The 21,367-nt window shown below is 35.1% G+C and carries 16 protein-coding genes and 1 tRNA gene; 4 read left to right on the top strand and 13 right to left on the bottom strand.

The genetic code is table 11. The features are described 5' to 3' along the window. Positions 1-85 precede the first annotated feature (85 nt). From C8P67_RS07020 to C8P67_RS07000, 4 genes are all read left to right on the top strand, one after another. Positions 86-3,682 (top strand): alpha-L-rhamnosidase, encoded by a 3,597-nt coding sequence (locus C8P67_RS07020; protein WP_115811746.1) that lies wholly within the window; start codon positions 86-88, stop codon positions 3,680-3,682. A 213-nt stretch (positions 3,683-3,895) separates the two neighbouring features. Then, entirely contained in the window at positions 3,896-4,477 is a 582-nt protein-coding gene (locus C8P67_RS07010) for a Crp/Fnr family transcriptional regulator (RefSeq protein WP_115811741.1), read from the top strand. Between the two features lie 140 nt (positions 4,478-4,617). Then, positions 4,618-5,457, top strand: coding sequence for an MBL fold metallo-hydrolase (locus C8P67_RS07005; RefSeq protein ID WP_211319896.1), 840 nt, complete (start codon positions 4,618-4,620; stop codon positions 5,455-5,457). Between the two features lie 66 nt (positions 5,458-5,523). After that, complete coding sequence (locus C8P67_RS07000) at positions 5,524-5,913, top strand: nuclear transport factor 2 family protein (protein WP_115811737.1); 390 nt, start codon at positions 5,524-5,526, stop codon at positions 5,911-5,913. 106 nt (positions 5,914-6,019) lie between these two features. Here C8P67_RS07000 and C8P67_RS06995 read toward each other — a convergent pair. From C8P67_RS06995 to C8P67_RS06935, 13 genes are all read right to left on the bottom strand, one after another. After that, positions 6,020-6,093: transfer RNA gene (locus C8P67_RS06995), tRNA-Arg, on the bottom strand. A 46-nt stretch (positions 6,094-6,139) separates the two neighbouring features. After that, a complete protein-coding gene (locus C8P67_RS06990) occupies positions 6,140-6,589 on the bottom strand; it encodes a GatB/YqeY domain-containing protein (RefSeq protein ID WP_115811735.1) in 450 nt (149 codons plus the stop codon). A 268-nt stretch (positions 6,590-6,857) separates the two neighbouring features. Further along, a complete protein-coding gene (ftsZ, locus tag C8P67_RS06985; RefSeq protein ID WP_115811733.1) occupies positions 6,858-8,810 on the bottom strand; it encodes a cell division protein FtsZ in 1,953 nt (650 codons plus the stop codon). A 113-nt stretch (positions 8,811-8,923) separates the two neighbouring features. Continuing rightward, the gene (gene ftsA / locus C8P67_RS06980) at positions 8,924-10,315 is read right to left on the bottom strand and encodes a cell division protein FtsA (RefSeq protein ID WP_115811731.1); all 1,392 of its coding nucleotides are present in this window, start codon (positions 10,313-10,315) and stop codon (positions 8,924-8,926) included. Between the two features lie 6 nt (positions 10,316-10,321). After that, positions 10,322-11,044 carry a cell division protein FtsQ/DivIB gene (locus tag C8P67_RS06975; protein ID WP_115811729.1) on the bottom strand — a complete coding sequence of 241 codons (723 nt, stop codon included), beginning with the start codon at positions 11,042-11,044 and terminating at the stop codon, positions 10,322-10,324. Continuing rightward, a complete protein-coding gene (gene murC, locus C8P67_RS06970) occupies positions 11,031-12,380 on the bottom strand; it encodes a UDP-N-acetylmuramate--L-alanine ligase (RefSeq protein WP_115811727.1) in 1,350 nt (449 codons plus the stop codon). Before murC ends, C8P67_RS06975 begins: the two co-directional genes overlap by 14 nt. A 61-nt stretch (positions 12,381-12,441) precedes the next feature. Next, the gene (murG, locus tag C8P67_RS06965) at positions 12,442-13,530 is read right to left on the bottom strand and encodes an undecaprenyldiphospho-muramoylpentapeptide beta-N-acetylglucosaminyltransferase (RefSeq protein ID WP_115811725.1); all 1,089 of its coding nucleotides are present in this window, start codon (positions 13,528-13,530) and stop codon (positions 12,442-12,444) included. A 79-nt stretch (positions 13,531-13,609) separates the two neighbouring features. After that, a complete protein-coding gene (locus tag C8P67_RS06960; protein ID WP_115811723.1) occupies positions 13,610-14,929 on the bottom strand; it encodes an FtsW/RodA/SpoVE family cell cycle protein in 1,320 nt (439 codons plus the stop codon). Positions 14,930-14,995: 66 nt separating this feature from the next. Further along, positions 14,996-16,327, bottom strand: coding sequence for a UDP-N-acetylmuramoyl-L-alanine--D-glutamate ligase (gene murD, locus C8P67_RS06955; protein ID WP_115811721.1), 1,332 nt, complete (start codon positions 16,325-16,327; stop codon positions 14,996-14,998). A gap of 3 nt (positions 16,328-16,330) precedes the next feature. Continuing rightward, the gene (gene mraY / locus C8P67_RS06950) at positions 16,331-17,560 is read right to left on the bottom strand and encodes a phospho-N-acetylmuramoyl-pentapeptide-transferase (RefSeq protein ID WP_115811719.1); all 1,230 of its coding nucleotides are present in this window, start codon (positions 17,558-17,560) and stop codon (positions 16,331-16,333) included. Positions 17,561-17,566: 6 nt separating this feature from the next. Beyond that, positions 17,567-19,030 carry a UDP-N-acetylmuramoyl-L-alanyl-D-glutamate--2,6-diaminopimelate ligase gene (locus C8P67_RS06945; protein ID WP_115811717.1) on the bottom strand — a complete coding sequence of 488 codons (1,464 nt, stop codon included), beginning with the start codon at positions 19,028-19,030 and terminating at the stop codon, positions 17,567-17,569. Beyond that, entirely contained in the window at positions 19,027-21,027 is a 2,001-nt protein-coding gene (locus C8P67_RS06940; protein WP_115811715.1) for a peptidoglycan D,D-transpeptidase FtsI family protein, read from the bottom strand. The genes C8P67_RS06945 and C8P67_RS06940 overlap by 4 nt, the downstream gene beginning before the upstream one ends. Continuing rightward, positions 21,018-21,365, bottom strand: a complete 348-nt coding sequence (locus C8P67_RS06935; RefSeq protein ID WP_115811713.1) for an FtsL-like putative cell division protein — start codon at positions 21,363-21,365, stop codon at positions 21,018-21,020. The genes C8P67_RS06940 and C8P67_RS06935 overlap by 10 nt, the downstream gene beginning before the upstream one ends. Positions 21,366-21,367 lie beyond the last annotated feature (2 nt).

Genomic DNA, 21,367 nt, shown 5'->3' with positions numbered 1-21,367 from the left:
TTTTTCCATATCACATAAAATATAATTGTGTTTTATACACTTATGTTCTAATTTTGAAAATAAGTTTAATCTGAAACATACAATAATGCAAAAATATTTTATTACCAGCCATCTATTAGCAACTGTCTTCCTGATGGTCAATTCAATAATTTACGCACAGTTTAACATTACAAAACTGCAGACTGAATACCAGACGACACCACTGGGAATTGATATACAGAAACCTGTTTTCAGCTGGAAGATGGAAGCAGATTCAAACCTGAGATCTTTATCACAAAAGAGTTACCAGATAAAAGTCACAGACGAAAACGGTAAAGTTGCTTGGAATTCGAATAAAACAGAAAGCAGTATTTCAGTAGGAATTCCCTATAAAGGTGAAGATTTAAAAGCTGCTACACGTTACAATTGGAATGTGACTGTTTGGAATCAAGATGGCAAAGAATCCTCTTTCTCATCTTGGTTTGAAACTGGGCTGATGAATCCTGACCCAGAATTATCTGGCTGGAATGGAGCAAAGTGGATTGGCTGTACTGATAAAGACATGGTACTGTATTCCCATTATCTTACTGTTTTTCAATTTAGCTATGATATTCAGCTCGATCAAAAATCAAAATCAGATAAAGCCAGTTTTATTTTTGGAGCAAATGACGAACGTCTTATGGATAGAAACATGAACATTCTGGACGTTGAAAATAAAAAAGACTGCTCGTATATAAAAGTAGAATTAAATATTTCAGACATCGGCACCACCCAAAATGGTAAAGCAAAATTAAATATTTACCGTGTAGGCTATACTAAAAACGATAATGCTTCTGTTCCTTTTAAAACATTTGAAATACCATTGGGCATCATTAACCAAAACAATAAATACAGCAAACATGCGATTTTTGCAACATCTGTTTTTGGCGTATTTAATTTTTACGTAGATGGAAATGATGCTTCTCATAATATCACTGCCGACAGTTCAGGTCATACCAGTGTAAATATAAATCCGATGGGACGCGGTGCTGATTATATTGCTTTTCCAATTGTGGGTGATATTGGTTTTGCTGTAAACAAAGGAGAAAAAGCCAATTTTTCGAACGTTAGGATTATGAATTTCAGAGCACCTTCGAATACGCTGTTTAATGAAAATCTTTCGGAGAAATCATATAACGGAATTTTTTCATCGGCAAATAACAAAATATTTTCAGTTACAAACGGGGAATACGTCATTGATGCCACATCAAAAGACGCACTGATTATTGCAAATCCAACCCAAAACTCATCTCCAATACTGCGGACTGAATTTAAAACAGATGGCAAAAAAATTAAAAAAGCCAGACTGTATGCAACTTCCCGTGGCATATATGAACTGTACCTCAACGGAGACCGAATTGGAAAAGAATATTTTAGCCCGGGATTAACACAATACAACAAAACACAGCTTTATCAAACCTATGATGTAACAGCTATGGTTTTAGAAAATGGAGACAATGCTTTTGGTGCCATTCTAAGCGAAGGCTGGTGGAGCGGTAATATTACTTTTACTGGCGAAAACTGGAACTTTTTTGGTGACCGCCAGTCGCTTTTGGCCAAATTAGTTATTACCTATAATGACGGAAGCGAACAAATCATAACTACAAATCCAAAAACATGGAAATACTGCAATGATGGTACTGTAAGATACGGCAGTTTTTTTCAGGGCGAAGTATATGATGCCACAAAAGAATCAGTAATTAAGGATTGGTCTAAACCTAACTTTAATGATTCCAAATGGACTAATACACAAATCATAGAATTAGAAACAAGTTCCAATCCAAATCTTGATTTTTCAGCATTAAAATTAAAAGGAATGCCTGGTGTAACTGCCACCATTACAAAAACATTAAAACCTGTCAGTGTAGAAGAAGTGCGTCCCGGCGTATTTGTATATGACATGGGACAGAATATGGTAGGTTTCCCTAAAATTGAATTGGAAAATACTGCTAAAGGCGACACTATAATGATACGTTACGCCGAAGTAAAATATCCTGACACCGAAGAATACGGCACTAATAAAAACATGATTATGCTCGAAAACATGAGAGCTGCCATGGTTCGGGATATTTATTACTGCAAAGGCAGTGATAACATTATTCAGCCACGATTTACTTTTCATGGCTTTCGGTTTTTAGAAATTACCGGCATAAAAAAAGCACTGCCATTAGATAAAATCACAGGATTGGTGCTAAGTTCTATCGATTCAATTACTGCTGATTATGAAACATCAAACCCATTGGTTAATAAATTATGGAAAAATATAGAATGGTCTACCCGCTCTAATTTTTTATACATTCCCACAGATACTCCTGCGCGCAATGAACGCATGGGCTGGAGCGGTGATATAAGTGTGTTTTCTAAAACGGCGACCTACCTTGCCAATGCAGGACCTTTTTTAAGAAGACATATGCTTGCCATGCGGGATTTACAGGAAAAAGACGGAAGATTTACAGACACAGCTCCTGTAACAGATGCCTTTGGCGGAATTCTATGGGGAAGTGCCGGAATTATAGTCGCATGGGAGTCGTATCTGCAGTATGGAGATGTCTCACTACTTGCAGAACATTATGAAGCCATGAAACACTATACAGATTTTCTAAAAACACACCTCAACCCAGCAACCGGTATACAATCGGAATCTCTCCTTGGCGACTGGCTGAGTCCCGAAGGCTACAAAAATGACGATACTATTTTGTGGGATGCTTACTATGCCTACGACCTTGAAATCATGCAAAAAACTGCCAAATTGCTTGGGAAAACTGATGACGCACTAGTTTTTGAGAAAGAATATGCAATCCGTAAAGATCATTTTAACAAAACTCATATTGATACTATAACAGGCAAAACAATACATTCTGGACACCGCTTTCCTTGGGGTTACATAGTATCCGAAGAGCAGCTTCCAAAAAAAGGAAGTTTCAGTGATACACAAGCCTCTTATGCGATTCCGCTGTCGTTTAATTTATTTGACAAAAACACCCAAGATAAAGCCGCAAATAATCTTGTAACAGCTTTGGAACGCAAAAACAAGGACGAATTAGACATCATGCGTCCTGAATATTCTTTAATGACTGGTTTTATTGGAACCGCTGCGATTAGCGATGCTCTTTCTAAAAATGGCAAGGATAAAGAAGCGTACCAACTATTACAGCAAACGTCCTACCCTTCTTGGTTATACTCCGTAGAAAATGGTGCAACCACTATTTGGGAACGACTGAATTCATACACAAAAGAAGACGGCTTTGGCGGTAATAACAATATGAACTCTTTTAACCATTATTCATTCGGTTCGGTTGGTGCATGGATGATAAACAATTCTATTGGTATTGCCCGTGATGAACCTGGTTTTAAAAAATTTATTCTGCAGCCTACACCTGACCCAACCGGACAAATAACTTTTGCAAAAGGGCATTATGATTCCATGTATGGAAAAATCGAAAGCGAATGGAAAGTTACTACCGAAGGACAGACAATTTATACGATGGAAGTCCCAGCAAACACAACAGCTACGCTATTTTTAAAAGCATCCAATATAAACAAAGTAACCGAAAGCGGTAAAAAAGTAAAACAAGCAAAAGGCATAACATTCATAGGCCAAAAAGGAGACAGATTAGAATTTACATTACTTTCTGGTTCCTATCAATTTACTATAGAAAACTAACAATAAATACAATGAAACTAATTGAGCTGAAGCATGCCCAATAGTTCCACTGCTTATTTTCTTTTTCAGATATTGCTTTTAAAATACCTAACACCTGCACAATGTCTTTTAAGTATTTGATTTTCAAAATAATTAATTGATAATTAAGTACATTTATATCTGAATTACGTATCCTTTTAATAGCTACAAAAAGTAAAAACATCATCTCACAAAATGACTACACTTCTCAAACAAAATATTGCAGCACATATTTCACTTTCTGATACTGAAATGGAGGAATTCTGCAATTTGTTTGAACAAAAATCAATCCCTAAAAAAAGTTTTTTGCTGCGGGAAAGTGAAGTATGCAGATTTGAAGGTTTTGTTACCAAAGGGCTTTTTCGGGTATATCATATTGACAAAAACGGTTTTGAACAAGTTCTCTATTTTGCTATTGAAAACTGGTGGATTACCGATATTGACAGCTTTACTACCGAAACGCCATCACAGCTTTTTATAGAAGCTATTGAAGATAGTGAAGTGCTCGTCATTTCTAAAAAAGACAAGGAATTTGCCTATGCCAATCTGCCTAAAATAGAAAAGCTGTTTCGAGTAATGACTCAAAAAACTCACGTCGCCCTGCAGCGCAGAATGATAGACAATCTGAGTAAAACAGCTGAATCCCGCTATATTGAATTTGCAGAAAAATATCCGCAGCTTATTCAGCGTCTTTCCAACATTCAAGTAGCAGCTTATTTGGGCATTACCAATGTTTTTTTGAGTAACATTCGAAAGAAAATTGCTGTCAAAAAATAAGAATTCCTTTTAATTATTTAAACTAGTTTAATGTTTTGAGACAGCATATCGTTTCATCTTTGCAGTGTAAATTTATAACACCACAGGAAATGAAAAATAGGATCTCAACAGTATTTATAACAATTTTAATTTTATTTAATATGGAAACACAAGCACAAAGTTTCAAAACTATTGAAACTAAAGATTTAAAACTTCAAGTTTACAACGCATCAGAAAATAGTTTTGGTGTAGCATCGGTAATTGTATCCGGAAAAACAGATGCGGTTTTAATTGACGCACAATTTACTTTGGCGGATGCCGAAAAAGTGGCACAGAAAATTAAAACAAGCGGTAAAAAATTAACCACAATTTTTGTTTCTCACGGCGATCCAGATTTTTACTTCGGACTGGAAGTATTCAAAAAACATTTTCCTGAAGTTACCGCTTATGCTTCTCCTGCAACAATTGAACACATTAAAGCTACGGCCCAAAAAAAATTGGAAGTCTGGGGCGAACGATTGGGTAAAAACATTACTTCAAACGTAATTTTACCACAGGTTTTAAAAGGAAACAGTATTGAATTAGAAGGTCATAAATTAGAAATTATTGGTTTGGAAGAATTCCCGAATAAAACATTTGTATGGATTCCTTCTATCAAAACAGCTGTTGGCGGCATCAATATTTTTGGCACAACTTTTCATCTTTGGATGGCCGATGCGCAAACTGCAGAAGCGCGTAAAAACTGGATTTCTGTTTTGGACAAAATCACAGCTTGGAATCCAGAAATTGTAATTCCGGCTCACGCCAATTCAAATTCTCCATTTGATATCACTTCTGTAAATCATACCAAAAGTTATATACAATTCTACGAAGAAGCTTTGAAAACCAACAAAACATCAGAAGCTCTAATTGCTGCTTTGAAAGCAAAATATCCTGCGCTAACTTTTGAAACCGCCTTACAGATTGGCGCAAAAGTAAACACAGGAGAAATGAAATGGTAAAACTAATGATTTACAGCCTGACGCTGCTTTTTGTATTATCAGGCTGTTCTTTAAATAAAAAAGGCAATGACAAATCTTGATATTATAAAAAGTACTTACGAAGGAAAAACTTCGGAAGAAAACGGTAAAAATCTAGCTCAATATGCTGCTGAAAATATCTCTTGGACAGAAGCCAAAGGTTTTCCGTATGGAGGAACTTATATTGGATTAGAAGAAATAACCAAAAATGTTTTCAGCCGATTAGGAAGTGAATGGATTGACTACAAATTCACTCCTGAAGATTATGTTACCAGCGACGATAAAGTTGTCGTTTACGGAACTTACACGGGAACTTATAAGATCACAGGCAAATCATTCACAGCCAGAGTAGCTCACGTTTGGAAATTGAAAGACCGTAAAATTGTAAGTTTTGAGCAGTTTGTAGACAGCCAGACTGTAAATGAAGCAACTAAATAAAAATCAATTACAATATAAAAAACAGAACCAGCAATTTTTTATTAGTTTATCTCTATAAAACAAAAAAGCAAAATCGTAAAACTTATTTACAATTTTGCTTTCATTGTGATCGCGGAGGGGTTCGAACCCCCAACCCTCAGAGCCGAAATCTGATATTCTATCCAGTTGAACTACGCGATCAGTAAATTTAGACTTCTGCCTTTGAAATCAGAAATCTGTTTATTTTTTAAGTCAATAATTTTTTGACGATAGTAGAAATGGTCTTTCCTTCGGCGGTTCCGCCCAACTGAGCTGACGCCAATCCCATTACTTTCCCCATAGAAGCTATTCCTGACGCTCCAGTTTCTGCAATGATTTTTACGATTACTGCTTCTACTTCAGCTTCACTTAATTGAGCCGGAAGGAATTTTTCGATTACCTCTATCTGAGCCAATTCTGGTTCTGCTAAATCCAATCGATTTTGCTCTGTGAAAATTCTGGCGCTCTCTTTGCGGGTTTTAACCAATCTTTGAAGCAGTTTAATCTCATCATCAGCCGATATTTCTTCTTTTGAACCTGATGCAGTCTGTGCTAACAAAAGCTCTGATTTTATAGATCTTAGTGCTTCTAATGCAACAGTATCTTTGGCTCTCATGGCGTTTTTAATTTCATCCATGATCTGAACTGATAAACTCATATAGATTTTTATTTTAGATTTTTGATTTTAGACTCTTGATTTTATAAATCAAAAATCATTTATTTTTTTGAAATGAAAAAGGATTTTCGATCACAAAACCTGCAATTTCAAATCTACAATCTCAAATCACCTTGCACAGCTTGGTAAGGCCCGACAAATTTAGAAAATTTTACTCGCAATACCAACTACTTGTTTGATGCTTTATATTCAAAAAACAGCCCGAAAATTCAAAGAAATTTTCGGGCTATCTTCAAAAAAAATGGCATTTTTAATCTACATTATCATGCAGATATGAATTATTAGAACGCAATTGCAAATCATTATTACTATCTGTTCCTACTGATATTCTTGAAGTTGAATTGTTAGTTTGCGAATTATTAAGATCTATACCAAATCTTTTATAGGCTGGCTCTCTTTCAAGTTCGTCTACTCTTGACACACTATCATGAAATTTATAATTGAAATCTTTTAATTTTCTTCTTCTTTCCTCAGCTCTAAATCGTAATGTTTCTTCGATAGTCATATCAATCGGAGAGTTGTTTTCTAAAGTCGGCACTATTTCAGCAACTGGCTCTGCCACTTGCTTTATAGTAATATTCATTTCTGCAGGAATCACTTCCTCTTCAATTTTGGCTGCAGGTTTAGACTCTATAAAATCATTTTCCACTTCCATATATTCCTCTAACGAATATTTAATAACTCCGTTATCCGACAATTCAGTTACAGGAACAAATTGAACTGGCTCTACAACTTTAATATTGCGGGTTTCGCTTGTTAATTCGAATAAAAAAGTATTTGTTTCCTCGTGAACCTGAACAGGCTGTGATTTACTCATTGGCAAATCAAATGAGAAAGCTGTCTGTTCCTGTTTTTCTTCAAAACGTACTGGCTCCAGCTTTACTTCTCTAACAGATTCAATTACTGGATTTGTAACTACAAAATCAATCTCTTTCATTGGAGAAACGATTTCGAAAGTCACGTCCAAATTTCTAATAAATTCGGTCATTCCAATTAATTCATCTTCATTTATAGAAGAAATAACAGGCTCTGGAATAACGGCAGTAACATCCTCAACTAAATCAAAAACCACTCTGTCTTCGACAGTAGCTGTGGCTGTTTCATTATTTAAACTGAAACCAGCAACTGGTTTAGCTGATAAATCAAAAACACCTCTTTGCTCCTCTCCAAGAGTATGAATTATTTTTTTAGGCTCAACATTTACGATTTCATTTTGCTGTTCTACATTAAAACCTGTAGCAATAATAGTTACTGCAATGGCATCACCAAGTGAATCGTCTTCACCAACCCCCATGATAATATTGGCATTTGAACCTGCTTCATATTGGATATGCTCATTAATTTCAGCAATTTCATCGATAGTAATTTCATTAGTTCCAGAAACGATAAGCAACAATACATTTTTGGCACCTGTAATTTTATTATCATTTAAAAGCGGCGAATCTAAAGCAGCAATAATACCTTCCTTAGCTCTGTTTTCACCAGATGAAACAGAAGATCCCATAATAGCAGTTCCACTGTTATATAAAACAGTTTTGGCATCACGTAAATCGATGTTCTGAGTATAGTGGTGTGTAATTACCTCAGCAATTCCTCTTGAGGCCGTTGCCAAAACTTCGTCAGCTTTTGAAAACCCGGCTTTGAAACCAAGATTTCCATATACTTCTCTTAATTTATTATTATTGATAACAATCAATGAATCAACCTGCTTGCGCAATTTCTCGATACCGATAAGCGCTTGCTCCTGACGCACTTTCCCTTCAAATAAGAAAGGTAAAGTTACGATTCCAACTGTTAATATATCTCTTTCTTTGGCTAGCTGAGCAATAACCGGTGCAGCTCCTGTACCAGTTCCTCCACCCATTCCAGCTGTAATAAATACCATCTTAGTATTTACATCCAATACTTTTTCAATATCAGAAATACTTTCTATAGCGGACTGATGTCCTATATCTGGATTTGCACCAGCTCCTAAACCTTCGGTTAAATTTGCGCCTAACTGAATTTTATTTGGCACTCCACTATTCTCTAACGCTTGAGAATCTGTATTACAAACGATGAAATCAACGCCTTTAATACCTTGTCTAAACATATGGTTTATGGCGTTGCTGCCGCCTCCACCTACTCCAATTACTTTGATTACATTTGATTGATTTTTTGGTAAATCAAATGAAATACTTCCAAATTCTGTGTTGCTTGGCATCATATGGGGTTTTAATTTTTCTATTAACTTTATCACTAACTACTCTAGGCTTGGGGCAAAAAGGAATTTTGATAATTTATTTTATTCTTTGTTATTCTTACTTTAATAATTTACTACTCTGCGTTATCTAAAAATTCTTTAATCTTATCCACATATTTATCAAAAAACGATCTTCTAATTTTATTTTCTGTTGATTCTTCTTTTACAGATTCAACTTGAAGTACTTTTTCAGGCTGTACATATACCTCTTCTTTTATTTCTGGTTTTTCTTCAACAATAGGCTCTCTATAATAACTTACTTTTTCCGGAACTATTGCTGCCTGCATTTTTACAGCGCTCTGGGTTTTATTTTCAATACTGTTCATTACCAGACCTACGGCAGTAGCATATAACGGGCTTGAAATTTCTTGATCTGAATTGCCTGCCAAATGCTCATTTGGATAACCAATTCGAGTATCCATTCCAGTAATATATTCCACCAATTGCTTGATATGTTTTAATTGGGCACCGCCGCCTGTAAGAACAATACCTGCTATTAATTTTTTGCGGGGATCTTCATGACCATAAGCTCTTACTTCCGTAAAAACCTGTTCAATAATTTCAACAATTCGGGCATTTATTATTTTCGAAAGATTTTTTAACGAAATTTCTTTAGGCTCTCTTCCTCTCAATCCCGGAATAGAAACAATCTCATTGTCTTTATTTTCGCCCGGCCATGCAGAACCAAATTTAACTTTCAATAATTCAGCTTGCTTTTCTATTATAGAACAGCCCTCTTTAATATCATCTGTAATTACATTTCCTCCAAAAGGAATTACTGCAGTATGGCGAATGATTCCATCTTTGAAAATTGCTAAATCTGTTGTTCCTCCTCCTATATCGATAAGTGCAACTCCTGCTTCTTTTTCTTCCTGACTTAACACAGCATCAGATGAAGCTAACGGTTCTAATGTCAAACCAGACAACTCAATACCAGAGCTTTGAATACATCTTCCAACATTTCTAATTGATGATGCTTGTCCTACCACTACATGAAAACTGCTTTCCAGTCTTCCGCCGTACATACCTATCGGTTCCTTCACATCTGACTGCCCGTCAATTTTAAATTCCTGCGGCAATACGTGAATAATTTCTTCTCCTGGCAGCATGGCCAATTTATGAACCTGATTGATTAATAAATCAATATCATTTCCTCCTATTACTTCTTCAGGATTACTTCTGCTGATGTAATCACTATGCTGAATACTGCGGATGTGCTGTCCTGCGATGCCTACCACAACATCTTTTATTTTATAACCAGAATTATTTTCTGCTTCAAGAACTGCTTGTTGAATTGATTGAATAGTCTGCGTAATGTTATTTACAACACCTCTCGCAACACCTAAACTTTTAGATTTACCAACACCTAAAATTTCAAGTTTTCCATACTCGTTCTTTTTGCCTATCATGGCAACTATTTTCGTTGTCCCAATATCTAGACCTACTGCAATATTCTCTTTTTCCATTTTCTATTATTTTGTGCAAACTACTTGTTCCGTAAACCGGAGATCTATTTTCTTATATTTATCCAAAGAACTATCTAAACTTACTTTTTGAAAAAAAGCTTTGTAGTTTTGAAATTTTCGATCAATATTTATCATACCACCGAAGTCAATCTGATAATTATAATTTCTGTTCTGCATTAATAAGCTACCATTAGGCATAATTTGAATGCCAATGATGTTTTTTCTCAAAAACGCATCATCATAAATTATCTTAAATAATTTAAATAAATCTTTGTTGTTTTTCTTGTTTATCTCCCCAGAAACAAGTGGAACACGAGCTGTAAAATTTGCTGATAAAGGCATGGTATCCCCTTCACTGTCAATATAGAAGGAACCTTCATCATTAAAGACTCTAGCAATAGGCGTCTTTTGTTTTACAACTGCTTTTAGAACTCCATCGATACTCACATAAACATCTGCCTTCTCGATCATTTCCTGAGCATTTAATACCTGCTCCAATTTATTCAAATCTAGCCTATCTTTTCTTATAGTTTTAGCATTGGGATTATTTTCTATCAACAATTTATTAACCGTTTCATTTTTCAAAAAAAGAGAGTTATCTCCTATGAAAACAACTTCAGATTTAATCAATTTTCTCTTAGAATTCCTTTTCGACGTGAACGAAAAAAGAAATATCACCAAGGAAAACATCAATACTAATCTTATATTATTCCAATTAAAGACTTTCATATAATGCTTTTTTTATTGAAGGAACCATTTCACCCAAATCACCCGCTCCAATCGTTACAATTACAGTGGCATCATTTGCTAAAATTTCAGAAATTAAATCTTCTCTGCTTACGATTTTTTTATTTTTATTTGTCATTTTACCCATAAGCCATTGCGAATCAATCCCTTCCATTGGCAATTCGCGGGCAGGATAAATATCCATCAGGAACACTTCATCAAAAGCTGATAAACTTTTGGCAAAATTATCAGCAAAATCTCTTGTTCTGCTGAATAAATGCGGCTGAAAAACAGCAAGAACTTTTTGGCCCGGATATAACTCACGAACTGCTTGATGCACGGCATTTATTTCAGTAGGGTGATGCGCATAATCATCAATATATACTAACTTTTCTTCTTTAATCTGATATGAAAATCGTCTTCTTATTCCTTTGAAAGAATCTAAAGCTCTGGCAATAACATCGGTTGGGGTGCCATATGTTACTGCCATGGCTAATGCCATTAAAGCATTCATCAAATTATGCTTGCCTGGCAATCCGAAACGCAGATCTTTAATAAGCTCGTTTGGGGTTTTTACATCAAAAACATAACTGCTGTTTTCTATTCTTACATTGAAAGCTTTAAAAACAGCTTCTTCATTAACCGCGCAAACAACACCTTCTATAGGTAATTCGCTGGTTATAAAAAGATTGTTTTTATCTTCAACTTTATTTGCAAATTCTACAAATGAAGCTTCAATAGCATCACTTGTGCCATAAATATCCAAATGATCAGCATCCATTGAAGTTACACAAGCAATATCTGGATGCAAATGGAGGAAAGAACGATCAAACTCATCAGCTTCTACAACAGTAACTGTTTTACCTGTTCCAATCAAATTAGAATCATAATTCTCAACTATTCCTCCAATAAAAGCAGTAACATCGGCACCGCTTTCATATAAAATGTGACCTAAAATACTAGAGGTTGTTGTTTTACCATGAGTTCCTGCGACTGCAAAACAAAAAGTATCTTTAGTAATAATTCCAAGAACTTCAGCTCTTTTCTTAACTTGATACTCACGCTCCAAAAAATAATTCCATTCCGAATGTTTCACAGGAACTGCAGGAGTTATAATAACTAATGTATTTTCAGCGTAATAATCAGAGGGTATCAAACCAATATTATCTTCAAAATGAATATCAATACCACTTTCAATCAATTCACTAGTAAGCATTGACGGAGTTTTATCATAACCTGAAACCTGTTTGCCAATAGCTTTAAAATAACGAGCCAAAGCACTCATCCCGATACCACCGATTCCTATGAAATAGACGTTTTGTATTTGATTTAAATTCATTTTGTTTTATTTTTTTACCATCCTCGTTTACATTTAACAGAATGTCAAATGATAAATTTCCTTATTTAATAAGCTTGACAATTTCGTCAGCAATTTGAACTGTTGCATTTGGTTTAGCCAATAACTTGATATTTTGAGACAGCTGATCTTGTTTTCCCTGATCTTTTATCAATGATTCAAAAACCAAACTAAAGTCTTCGTCCAACTGTGATTCTTTGAGTAAAATTGCTCCTTTTTTATCCACAATTGCCTGAGCATTTTTTGTCTGGTGATCTTCGGCAACATTTGGTGACGGAATAAAAATCACTGGTTTCCCCACTATAGACAGCTCAGAAACCGATGAAGCTCCAGCTCTTGAAATCACCACATCAGCGGCAGCATAAACCAGATCCATTCTTTCGATAAAAGCCATTACCTGAACATTATATTTATTGTGCTTTTTATAATCTTCAAAATAAAATTTCCCGCACTGCCAGATAACCTGAACATTCAGCGAAAGGAATTTGTCCAGCTCCTTTTCAATTAGCTGATTGATTCTTCTCGCTCCAAGACTACCGCCAAGAATCAATAATGTTTTTTTATTTCTGTCTAATTTAAAATGAGTGATAGCTTCCTCTCTTTTAGACTGAATATCTAATAAATCCTGACGAACCGGATTACCGGTAATCTTTATTTTTTCCTGAGGAAAAAATCTTTCCAAATGTTCGTATGCAACACAAATACTGTTTGCTTTTTTGCTCAATAATTTATTAGTGATTCCTGGATAAGAATTCTGCTCCTGAATCACTGTTGGAATATTCATGCTGTTAGCCACATTTAATAATGGTCCGCTGGCAAAACCGCCTGTTCCAATAACCACATCGGGTTTGAACTCCTTAATTATTTTTCGTGATTTCCACAAACTATCAATAAGTTTAAAAGGAAACATTGCATTTTGAACCGTTAATTTTCTCTGCAGACCAGCAATCCAAAGTCCTTTGATTTCATATCCAGCCTGAGGCACTTTTTGCATCTCCATTTTGTCTTTGGCACCAACAAACAAAATCTCAGCATCTGGGAAACGAGATTTTAATTCATTTGCAATTGCAATGGCTGGGTAAATATGACCTCCTGTACCGCCTCCGCTTAAGATAAATTTATGCTTTGTCATTTTGAAAATTTCTAAGTTGCTCCTTTTAACACTAAATTGTAATGAACTGCATTATTACATTACACACTAATAAATCGAATTATTTCAATACAGCGTTCATTGGATTATTTGAATTATCCGTAATTGAATAACTGCCTGCATCAAAATTGTCATTTACATTTTTAAAATCTGCTTCTTCGAGATCTGCTTCCATTTCTCTGTCTATAAGCTTTTGAAGAATTTCTTCTCTTTTTTCTTTATCTAATTTTTCCTGAGCAATTTCTTCTTCTTTTTTGGTCACGCTTAAAATAATTCCGAGTCCAAAACAAGTCATCCAAATAGAACTTCCCCCGCTGCTTATCAAAGGCAGCGTTTGTCCCGTTACCGGCAATAATTCAACAGCAACTGCCATATTAATCATCGCTTGAAAAATCATTGGAAAACCTAAGCCAATTACCACTAGTTTTCCAAAAAGAGTATTCGCTTTATGAGAAGCAACAACAAATCTAAATAGCAAAAGCAGGTATAAAACCAAAACTCCAAGTCCTCCTATTAATCCGTATTCTTCAACAATAATGGCATAAATAAAATCGGAAGAAGACTGTGGCAAAAAGTTTTTCTGAACACTTTTACCAGGTCCTAAACCATATATCTGTCCAGAAGCAATTGCAATTTTGGCTTTTTCAATTTGATAATCGTCCTCATCTGCTTTATTGCTTGTGAAATTTTCAATTCGACTTTGCCATGTTCCTACTCTATTAAAGAATTTAGAATCTGGAAATGCTTTTGACATCAGCACAAAGAATGCTAACATAACCACTCCAGAACCAATGATAATGAAGATGTATTTTATTGGGTATTTTCCAATAAATACAAGCATAACAACCATAGAAAAAATCAGAGCCGTAGTAGAAAAATTTCCTGGCAGAATAAACATTAATGTTATAAAAACAGGGATCCAAAGCTGTATAAATGAAGTTTTGAATGTAATTGGTTCTTCTCTGCTTTTAGACAAATAACGAGCTACAAAAACAAACAAAATAATAGCAGCCAAAGTAGATGTCTGAAAAGAAAGTCCCACGAACGGAATCTGAATCCACCTGCTGGCATTTGCACCAGCAATTACTGTTCCTTTAATTAAAGTATAAGCTAATAAAACCCAAACTATAGGCAATCCTACTTTCGAGATTCCTCTAAAATAATGATATGGTACATTGTGTACCCAAAAAATGATTGCAAAACCAAAGCAAATGTGCAAAAAATGTTTTACCAGATAACCCAAAGTATTTCCCGTACCATGGCCTAAATACGCCAAATTACTACTGGCGCTAAAAACAGGCATAAAAGAAAACAGGGCTAATAAGGCCACAAATGACCAAATCCCTTTATCTCCTTTTAACTTGCTAATTAGTTCTTTCATTTTTTCTTAATGTGATAATGTGTCAATTTGATAATTGACTAATTTGCGAATCATCTAATTGGCTAATTATAAATTTTTCACCGCTTGCTTAAATTGTTTCCCTCTATCTTCATAGCTTTCAAATAAGTCAAAACTTGCGCATGCCGGCGACAATAAAACAGTATCTCCTTTTTCGGATAAACGCTGTGCCATTTTAACAGCTTCACTCATATTGTCAACTTCAACCATAATATCAACTACATTCCCGAAGGCATCTATAATTTTTTTATTATCGATTCCTAAACAAATAATAGCCTTCACTTTCTCACGGACAAGTGACATTAATTCATGGTAGTCATTTCCTTTATCCACACCCCCAACAATCCAGACTGTTGGTGAATTCATGCTTTCCAGAGCAAAAAATACGGAATTCACATTGGTCGCTTTAGAATCGTTTATATACTGAACATTCTGGATTTTGAGCACTTTTTCCAAACGATGTTCAACACCTTGAAAATCAGACATGCTTTCACGAATAGTACTTTTTCTAATTTTCAAAATATTGGCAACTGAACTTGCAGCCATTGCATTTTTCAAATTATGTTTTCCTTCTAATGAAATATGTTCTGTATCCATTGTAAACTCTTCTTTATTGATCTTAACTTCCATTGTGTTGTTTTTTATAAACGCTCCTTCGCTATATTCATCGGTTAACGAAAAAGGAATTAATTTAGCTCTTACTGTATTATTCTTTAGCCATTCTAAAATGGCTTCATCATTTGCATCATAAATGAGGAAATCTTCCTCGGTTTGATTCATTGTAATTCTAAACTTTGAATCTATATAATTTTGATATTTGTAATCGTAACGATCCAAATGATCTGGACTTATATTTGTTATTACAGCAATATGCGGTTTAAAATTCACAATGCCGTCCAGCTGAAAACTGCTTAACTCAATAACATAGTAATCATAATTATTATCTGCCACCTGCCAGGCATAACTTTTACCAACATTTCCGGCCAATCCAACGTTTAATCCTGCTGATTTCAACACGTGATGTGTTAACATTGTTGTTGTTGTTTTACCGTTGCTTCCAGTAATTCCAATGGTTACTGCATTTGTAAAAGCGGCCGCAAATTCAATTTCAGAAATTATAGAAATACCTTTGCTCTTTAGCTGCTTTACAATCGGAGATTTATCTGGAATACCCGGGCTCTTCATCACAACGTCAGCATTCAGAATCAACTCCTCAGTATGCTTTTCTTCTTCCCAAGCAATTTCATTGATAACCAGTACCTCTTTATAACTGTCTTTTATTTTTCCAAAATCAGAAACAAAAACATCATAGCCTTGTTTCTTACCAAGGATTGCAGTTCCTACACCGCTTTCTCCTCCTCCTAATATTACTAGCCTCATATATTATCTCAGTTTCAGTGTTACAATTGACAAAATGGCCAGCATAATTGCAACAATCCAAAATCGCGTGACTATCTTACTTTCATGATATCCTTTCTTTTGATAATGATGATGCAATGGTGACATTAGAAAAATCCTTCGTCCCTCACCAAAACGCTTTTTGGTATATTTAAAATAGCTGACCTGCAAAACAACAGAGAAGTTTTCGACCAAAAATATCCCACACAATAAAGGAATAAGCATTTCTTTACGAACTGCAATTGCGAGTACAGCAATGATACCCCCAATAGTTAAACTTCCAGTATCACCCATAAAAACCGATGCTGGATAAGAATTGTACCAGAGAAAACCAATTAACGCTCCAAGGAACGAAGCTATAAAAACCGTCATCTCTCCAGAGTTGGGTATATACATTATATTTAAATAGTTTGAGAAAAAAATATTCCCCGAAACAAAAGTGAAAACTGCTAATGCAAAAACGGAAACTGCCGAAGTTCCTGCTGCCAAACCATCTATACCATCAGTTAAATTTGCTCCGTTGGAAACAGCTGTAATAATGAAAATTACAACAGGAATAAAAATCAACCAAGCCCATTTTTCATAACCTTCACCCGTCCATGCTAATATTTCAGCGTAATCGAATTCGTTATTTTTGAAAAAAGGAATAGTTGTAGCCGTAGATTTTTCTTCTACAGGGGTTTGTTTTATTACTGTTTCAGTAGTTGTCTTAAAAATATCTCTTTTACCAGTATCGGTTCTAACCGTAACCGCAGGACTAAAATAAAGTACCGAACCAACTATCAATCCTAAACCGACTTGGCCAAAAACTTTAAAAATACCTTTAAGACCTTGCTTATCTTTCTTGAATATTTTAATATAATCGTCGATAAAACCAATAGTACCCATCCATAATGTGGTAACAATTAATAAAACGACATAAATATTATGCAGTTTTGCAAAAAGAATCACTGGAACAAGAGTCGCAAATATGATAATAATTCCTCCCATAGTAGGAGTTCCTGCTTTTTCGTTTTGACCAGCCAATCCCAGTTCACGAACCGTTTCGCCAACCTGCTGCCTGCTTAAAAAGCCAATTATACGTTTACCATAAATGGTCGACAGCAATAATGACAACAATAATGCTAAAGAGGATCTAAAAGTGATGTACTGAAAAACTCCTGTACCAGGAACATCCATTACTTTGTCTAAATATTGAAATAAATAGTATAGCATATTGTTCTATTTTAATAATTGGTCTAAAATTTCTTTTACATTTTTCATATCGTCAAAATCATGACGTACCCCTTTGATTTCCTGATAAGTTTCGTGTCCTTTTCCAGCAATCAATATAATGTCATTAGGTTGTGCCAATTGACAAGCCGTTTTAATTGCTTGAAATCTATCAGTAATTGACAAAACTTTTTTGAAATTTTGAGTCTGAACCCCTTTTTCCATTTCTTGTATAATCGCTTCTGGCTCTTCATTTCTAGGATTGTCAGAAGTTAAAATTACTTTATCGCTTAACTCTGTGGCGATATTTGCCATAACAGGACGTTTTGCAGTATCTCTATTGCCTCCGCATCCCACAACAGTAATTAATTGTTCATTATTTGTACGGACATCATTAATGGTATTCAAAACATTTTCGAGTGCATCCGGCGTATGCGCATAATCTACAATAGCCGTAATATTTGCATTAGAAACAATGTATTGAAATCTTCCTGATACGCTTTCTAATTCCGACATTAGTCTAAGCACTTCAAAACCGTCCAAGCCTAGTTCAACAGCTGTTCCGTATATTGCTAAAAGATTATAAGCATTGAAAGTTCCAATCAGTTTTACCCAAACCTCATTACCGTTTATTTTCAAAAGCAAGCCAGACAATTGATTTTCCAGAATTTGTGCTTTATAATCAGCATATGTTTTTAAAGCGTATGTCAATTTTCGGGCAGTAGTGTTTTGAAGCATTACCGGACCATTTTTGTCATCACTATTAGTCAATGCAAAAGCAGAATTAGGCAGATGATCAAAAAAAGATTTCTTCACATCTCTGTATTCGGCAAATGTTGGATGGTAATCCAAATGATCATGAGACAGATTTGTAAATATCCCTCCTCTAAAATGCAATCCTTCAGTACGTTTTTGATGAATTCCATGAGAACTCACTTCCATAAAACAATACTCAACGCCAGCCTCAATCATCTCATTAAGAAAATAATTGATCGTAATAGAATCTGGTGTTGTATGCGTGGCTTTGTGCTCTATTTCATCAACCAAAATCTTTACTGTTGACAGCAACCCTACTTTAAAGCCAGCTTTTTTAAACAATTGATACAGCAGCGAAGCAATAGTAGTTTTACCATTTGTCCCGGTAATACCAATTAGTTTCAGCTTTTGCGAAGGGTCACCATAAAAATTGGCAGCCATAAAAGCCAAAGCTGCATTCGTATCTTTTACGCAGACATAAGTTATCCCATTTATCAGATTTTCTGGAAGCGTATCGCAGATAACTGCTGTTGCTCCAAGACCGATTGCTTTTTCAATAAAATCATGCCCGTCCGAAATAGTACCGCGAATCGCAACAAATACATCATTTGCTTCAATTTTTCTTGAATCAAAATGCAGCTGGTTTATAACAATTTCAGTAGAACCTGTTACAGATTCTATCGCCACTTTATATAATATGTCTTTTAATATACTCATGATAATTCCAATAGAATTGATGAATTTTTTACAATATTCTGACCCGCCTGCAGGGATTGTTTTTTAACTTTCCCAACTCCGACAACTTTAACTTTCAACCCCAGATTTCCTAACAAAGCCACTGCATCCATTCCGGCCATCCCTCGGACATTTGGAATTACATTTTGCTTTTTTTGTGCTTTTGCATAATAGCTGTTATAACTACCATCCTGTATTGGATTAGGACGGTCCAATTTTTTAATCACATTAGTTGAAGGCGTGTCTGTAAATATTTTTTGTGCTATTCTTTTGAAAACTGGTCCAGCAACATCGGCACCATAATAATTATTGTTTGCTGTATTTGGTTCATGAACAACAACAATACAGGAATACTTTGGATTATCAGCAGGAAAATATCCAACAAATGATGAGGCATAATATTTATCCTGTCCTCCGTTCTGAGCATAATTTACCGCAGCTGTACCTGTTTTTCCTGCCATAGAAAAATCTTTAGAATACAGCTTAGAACCCGTCCCTTTTTTTACCACATTTTCAAGAACAGCATGTACTTTTTTTAATGTCTCATCAGAACAGATCTTCTGGTTCATGACTTCGGTATTGTATTTTTTTATAGTTTTATCCCAAGCTTTTATCTCCGTAACCAGCATTGGTTTTACCATTACACCATTATTTGCTACAGCATTATAAAATGTCAAAGTCTGTAGTGGTGTAACCGAAACTCCATATCCAAATGCCATCCACGGAAGCGAAATATTCGACCAGCTTTTATCACTTGGCTGCGGTATAAAAGGAACTCCTTCTCCTCGAAAAGCCAATCCTAATTTTTTATTTAAACCAAATGAATTAATATGATTTACAAATTTTGTCGGATCGTTTTTATAATTATTGTATACCGCCTGAACCATTACAGTATTTGAAGAAAGCTCAAAACCTCTAGCCAACGATACTTTACCATAACCTCCTTCATGAGAATCTCTCACTTTGCGGCCAGAATAGGTAATTATACCTCTATGACTATCATAAACAGTACTGGTATCTGCTACCTTATCTTCTAATATTGCAATTAAATCAACCAATTTAAAAGTCGATCCCGGTTCGTGAGACTCTGCATAAGCGTAATTTGTAGTCTCATAATAAATACCATCATTACCTCTCCCTAAATTGGAAATTGCTTTGACCTGTCCAGTTTTAGTTTCCATTACTACGACACAGCCGTGATCTGCTTCATATTCTTCCAGCTGTTTTAACAACGCATGATGTGCAATATCCTGAATGTAAACATCTATAGTCGAAATTACGTCATAACCATCTTGAGGTTCCACTTCGTTTACATCCCGAATAGGTTTCCATTGCCCTTTAGCAATTTTTTGCTTTAATATTTTGCCGTCTTTACCGTTAAGAAATTCTCGGTAAGCCCACTCGATTCCTTTCCCGTCTGAATACCCCGTTAATTTTCTTTCATAACCTATAGTACGCTCGGCAATATGACCTATTGGATGTTCCCTGATTGTTTTCTGCTCAACTATAATTCCTCCTTTGTAGGCTCCCAGGTTAAACAGAGGAAACCCTTTAATCTTCATATATTGAGTAAAACTCAACCCTTGAGCAATCAGATAATATCTATTTTTATGCTCTCTGGCTTTTCTTAATTCATTTTGAATTGCGCTGCTTGATTTTTTAAGAATCATTCCCAATGAATCCGAAAGCAGTTTCACATTCTTCTCAAATGCTTCGGTCTTTGGCGCGACAGCATCAAAACGAATAGCATAACTAGGAATTGAAGTAGCCAAAAGACTTCCGTCTGCCGAATAGATATTCCCTTTATTAGCAGGTATAACAAAATTCTTTACCGTTCTTTCTTTGGCTAATTCCCTGTAATGATTTCCATCGACCCATTGAATATTAGTTAACTTAACAGCAATAGCGATTGCCATCACAAAGATGAAAAAGGCTACCAGATAGGTTCTATAGGATATATATTTATCTTCTACTGCCATAACTTCTCTAAGAAATTTTTCTCTTCAGGTTCTTCCACTTCAATTTTTACAGGCGGAACTGTGGATGGGAAAATTTGTTTTTCTTCCATTTTAGCCGAAACCGTAGATTCCATTTTAAGCTTCATAAGCTCCGAACGTCTGTCTACAAATTCAGAGCGCAATTCTTTTACCTTATTTGTCAATTCAACAATTTTAAACACCTTTTGCTCGTAACGCTGGGTGTTAGCAATCATTATTATAGCAAGTAAAATCACAAATACGATAAAACGCCAGTTTTTAACTGCGTTATCATCAATTAGATATTGTGCTTTTAATATGTTATAAATTCCGCCCTTCATTA

Source organism: Flavobacterium aquicola (assembly GCF_003385115.1).
GTDB lineage: Bacteria > Bacteroidota > Bacteroidia > Flavobacteriales > Flavobacteriaceae > Flavobacterium > Flavobacterium aquicola.
Note: the sequence above shows the minus strand (reverse complement) of the source record. Positions and strands in the feature narration are given on the sequence as shown.

Excerpts from the sequence above, each read along its gene's own strand:
- C8P67_RS07020 (WP_115811746.1), top strand. The coding sequence starts at position 86 with ATGCAAAAATATTTTATTACCAGCCATCTATTAGCAACTGTCTTCCTG.
- C8P67_RS07010 (WP_115811741.1), top strand. The coding sequence starts at position 3,896 with ATGACTACACTTCTCAAACAAAATATTGCAGCACATATTTCACTTTCT.
- C8P67_RS07005 (WP_211319896.1), top strand. The coding sequence starts at position 4,618 with ATGGAAACACAAGCACAAAGTTTCAAAACTATTGAAACTAAAGATTTA.
- C8P67_RS07000 (WP_115811737.1), top strand. The coding sequence starts at position 5,524 with ATGACAAATCTTGATATTATAAAAAGTACTTACGAAGGAAAAACTTCG.
- C8P67_RS06990 (WP_115811735.1), bottom strand. The coding sequence starts at position 6,589 with ATGAGTTTATCAGTTCAGATCATGGATGAAATTAAAAACGCCATGAGA.
- ftsZ (WP_115811733.1), bottom strand. The coding sequence starts at position 8,810 with ATGCCAAGCAACACAGAATTTGGAAGTATTTCATTTGATTTACCAAAA.
- ftsA (WP_115811731.1), bottom strand. The coding sequence starts at position 10,315 with ATGGAAAAAGAGAATATTGCAGTAGGTCTAGATATTGGGACAACGAAA.
- C8P67_RS06975 (WP_115811729.1), bottom strand. The coding sequence starts at position 11,044 with ATGAAAGTCTTTAATTGGAATAATATAAGATTAGTATTGATGTTTTCC.
- murC (WP_115811727.1), bottom strand. The coding sequence starts at position 12,380 with ATGAATTTAAATCAAATACAAAACGTCTATTTCATAGGAATCGGTGGT.
- murG (WP_115811725.1), bottom strand. The coding sequence starts at position 13,530 with ATGACAAAGCATAAATTTATCTTAAGCGGAGGCGGTACAGGAGGTCAT.
- C8P67_RS06960 (WP_115811723.1), bottom strand. The coding sequence starts at position 14,929 with ATGAAAGAACTAATTAGCAAGTTAAAAGGAGATAAAGGGATTTGGTCA.
- murD (WP_115811721.1), bottom strand. The coding sequence starts at position 16,327 with ATGAGGCTAGTAATATTAGGAGGAGGAGAAAGCGGTGTAGGAACTGCA.
- mraY (WP_115811719.1), bottom strand. The coding sequence starts at position 17,560 with ATGCTATACTATTTATTTCAATATTTAGACAAAGTAATGGATGTTCCT.
- C8P67_RS06945 (WP_115811717.1), bottom strand. The coding sequence starts at position 19,030 with ATGAGTATATTAAAAGACATATTATATAAAGTGGCGATAGAATCTGTA.
- C8P67_RS06940 (WP_115811715.1), bottom strand. The coding sequence starts at position 21,027 with ATGGCAGTAGAAGATAAATATATATCCTATAGAACCTATCTGGTAGCC.
- C8P67_RS06935 (WP_115811713.1), bottom strand. The coding sequence starts at position 21,365 with ATGAAGGGCGGAATTTATAACATATTAAAAGCACAATATCTAATTGAT.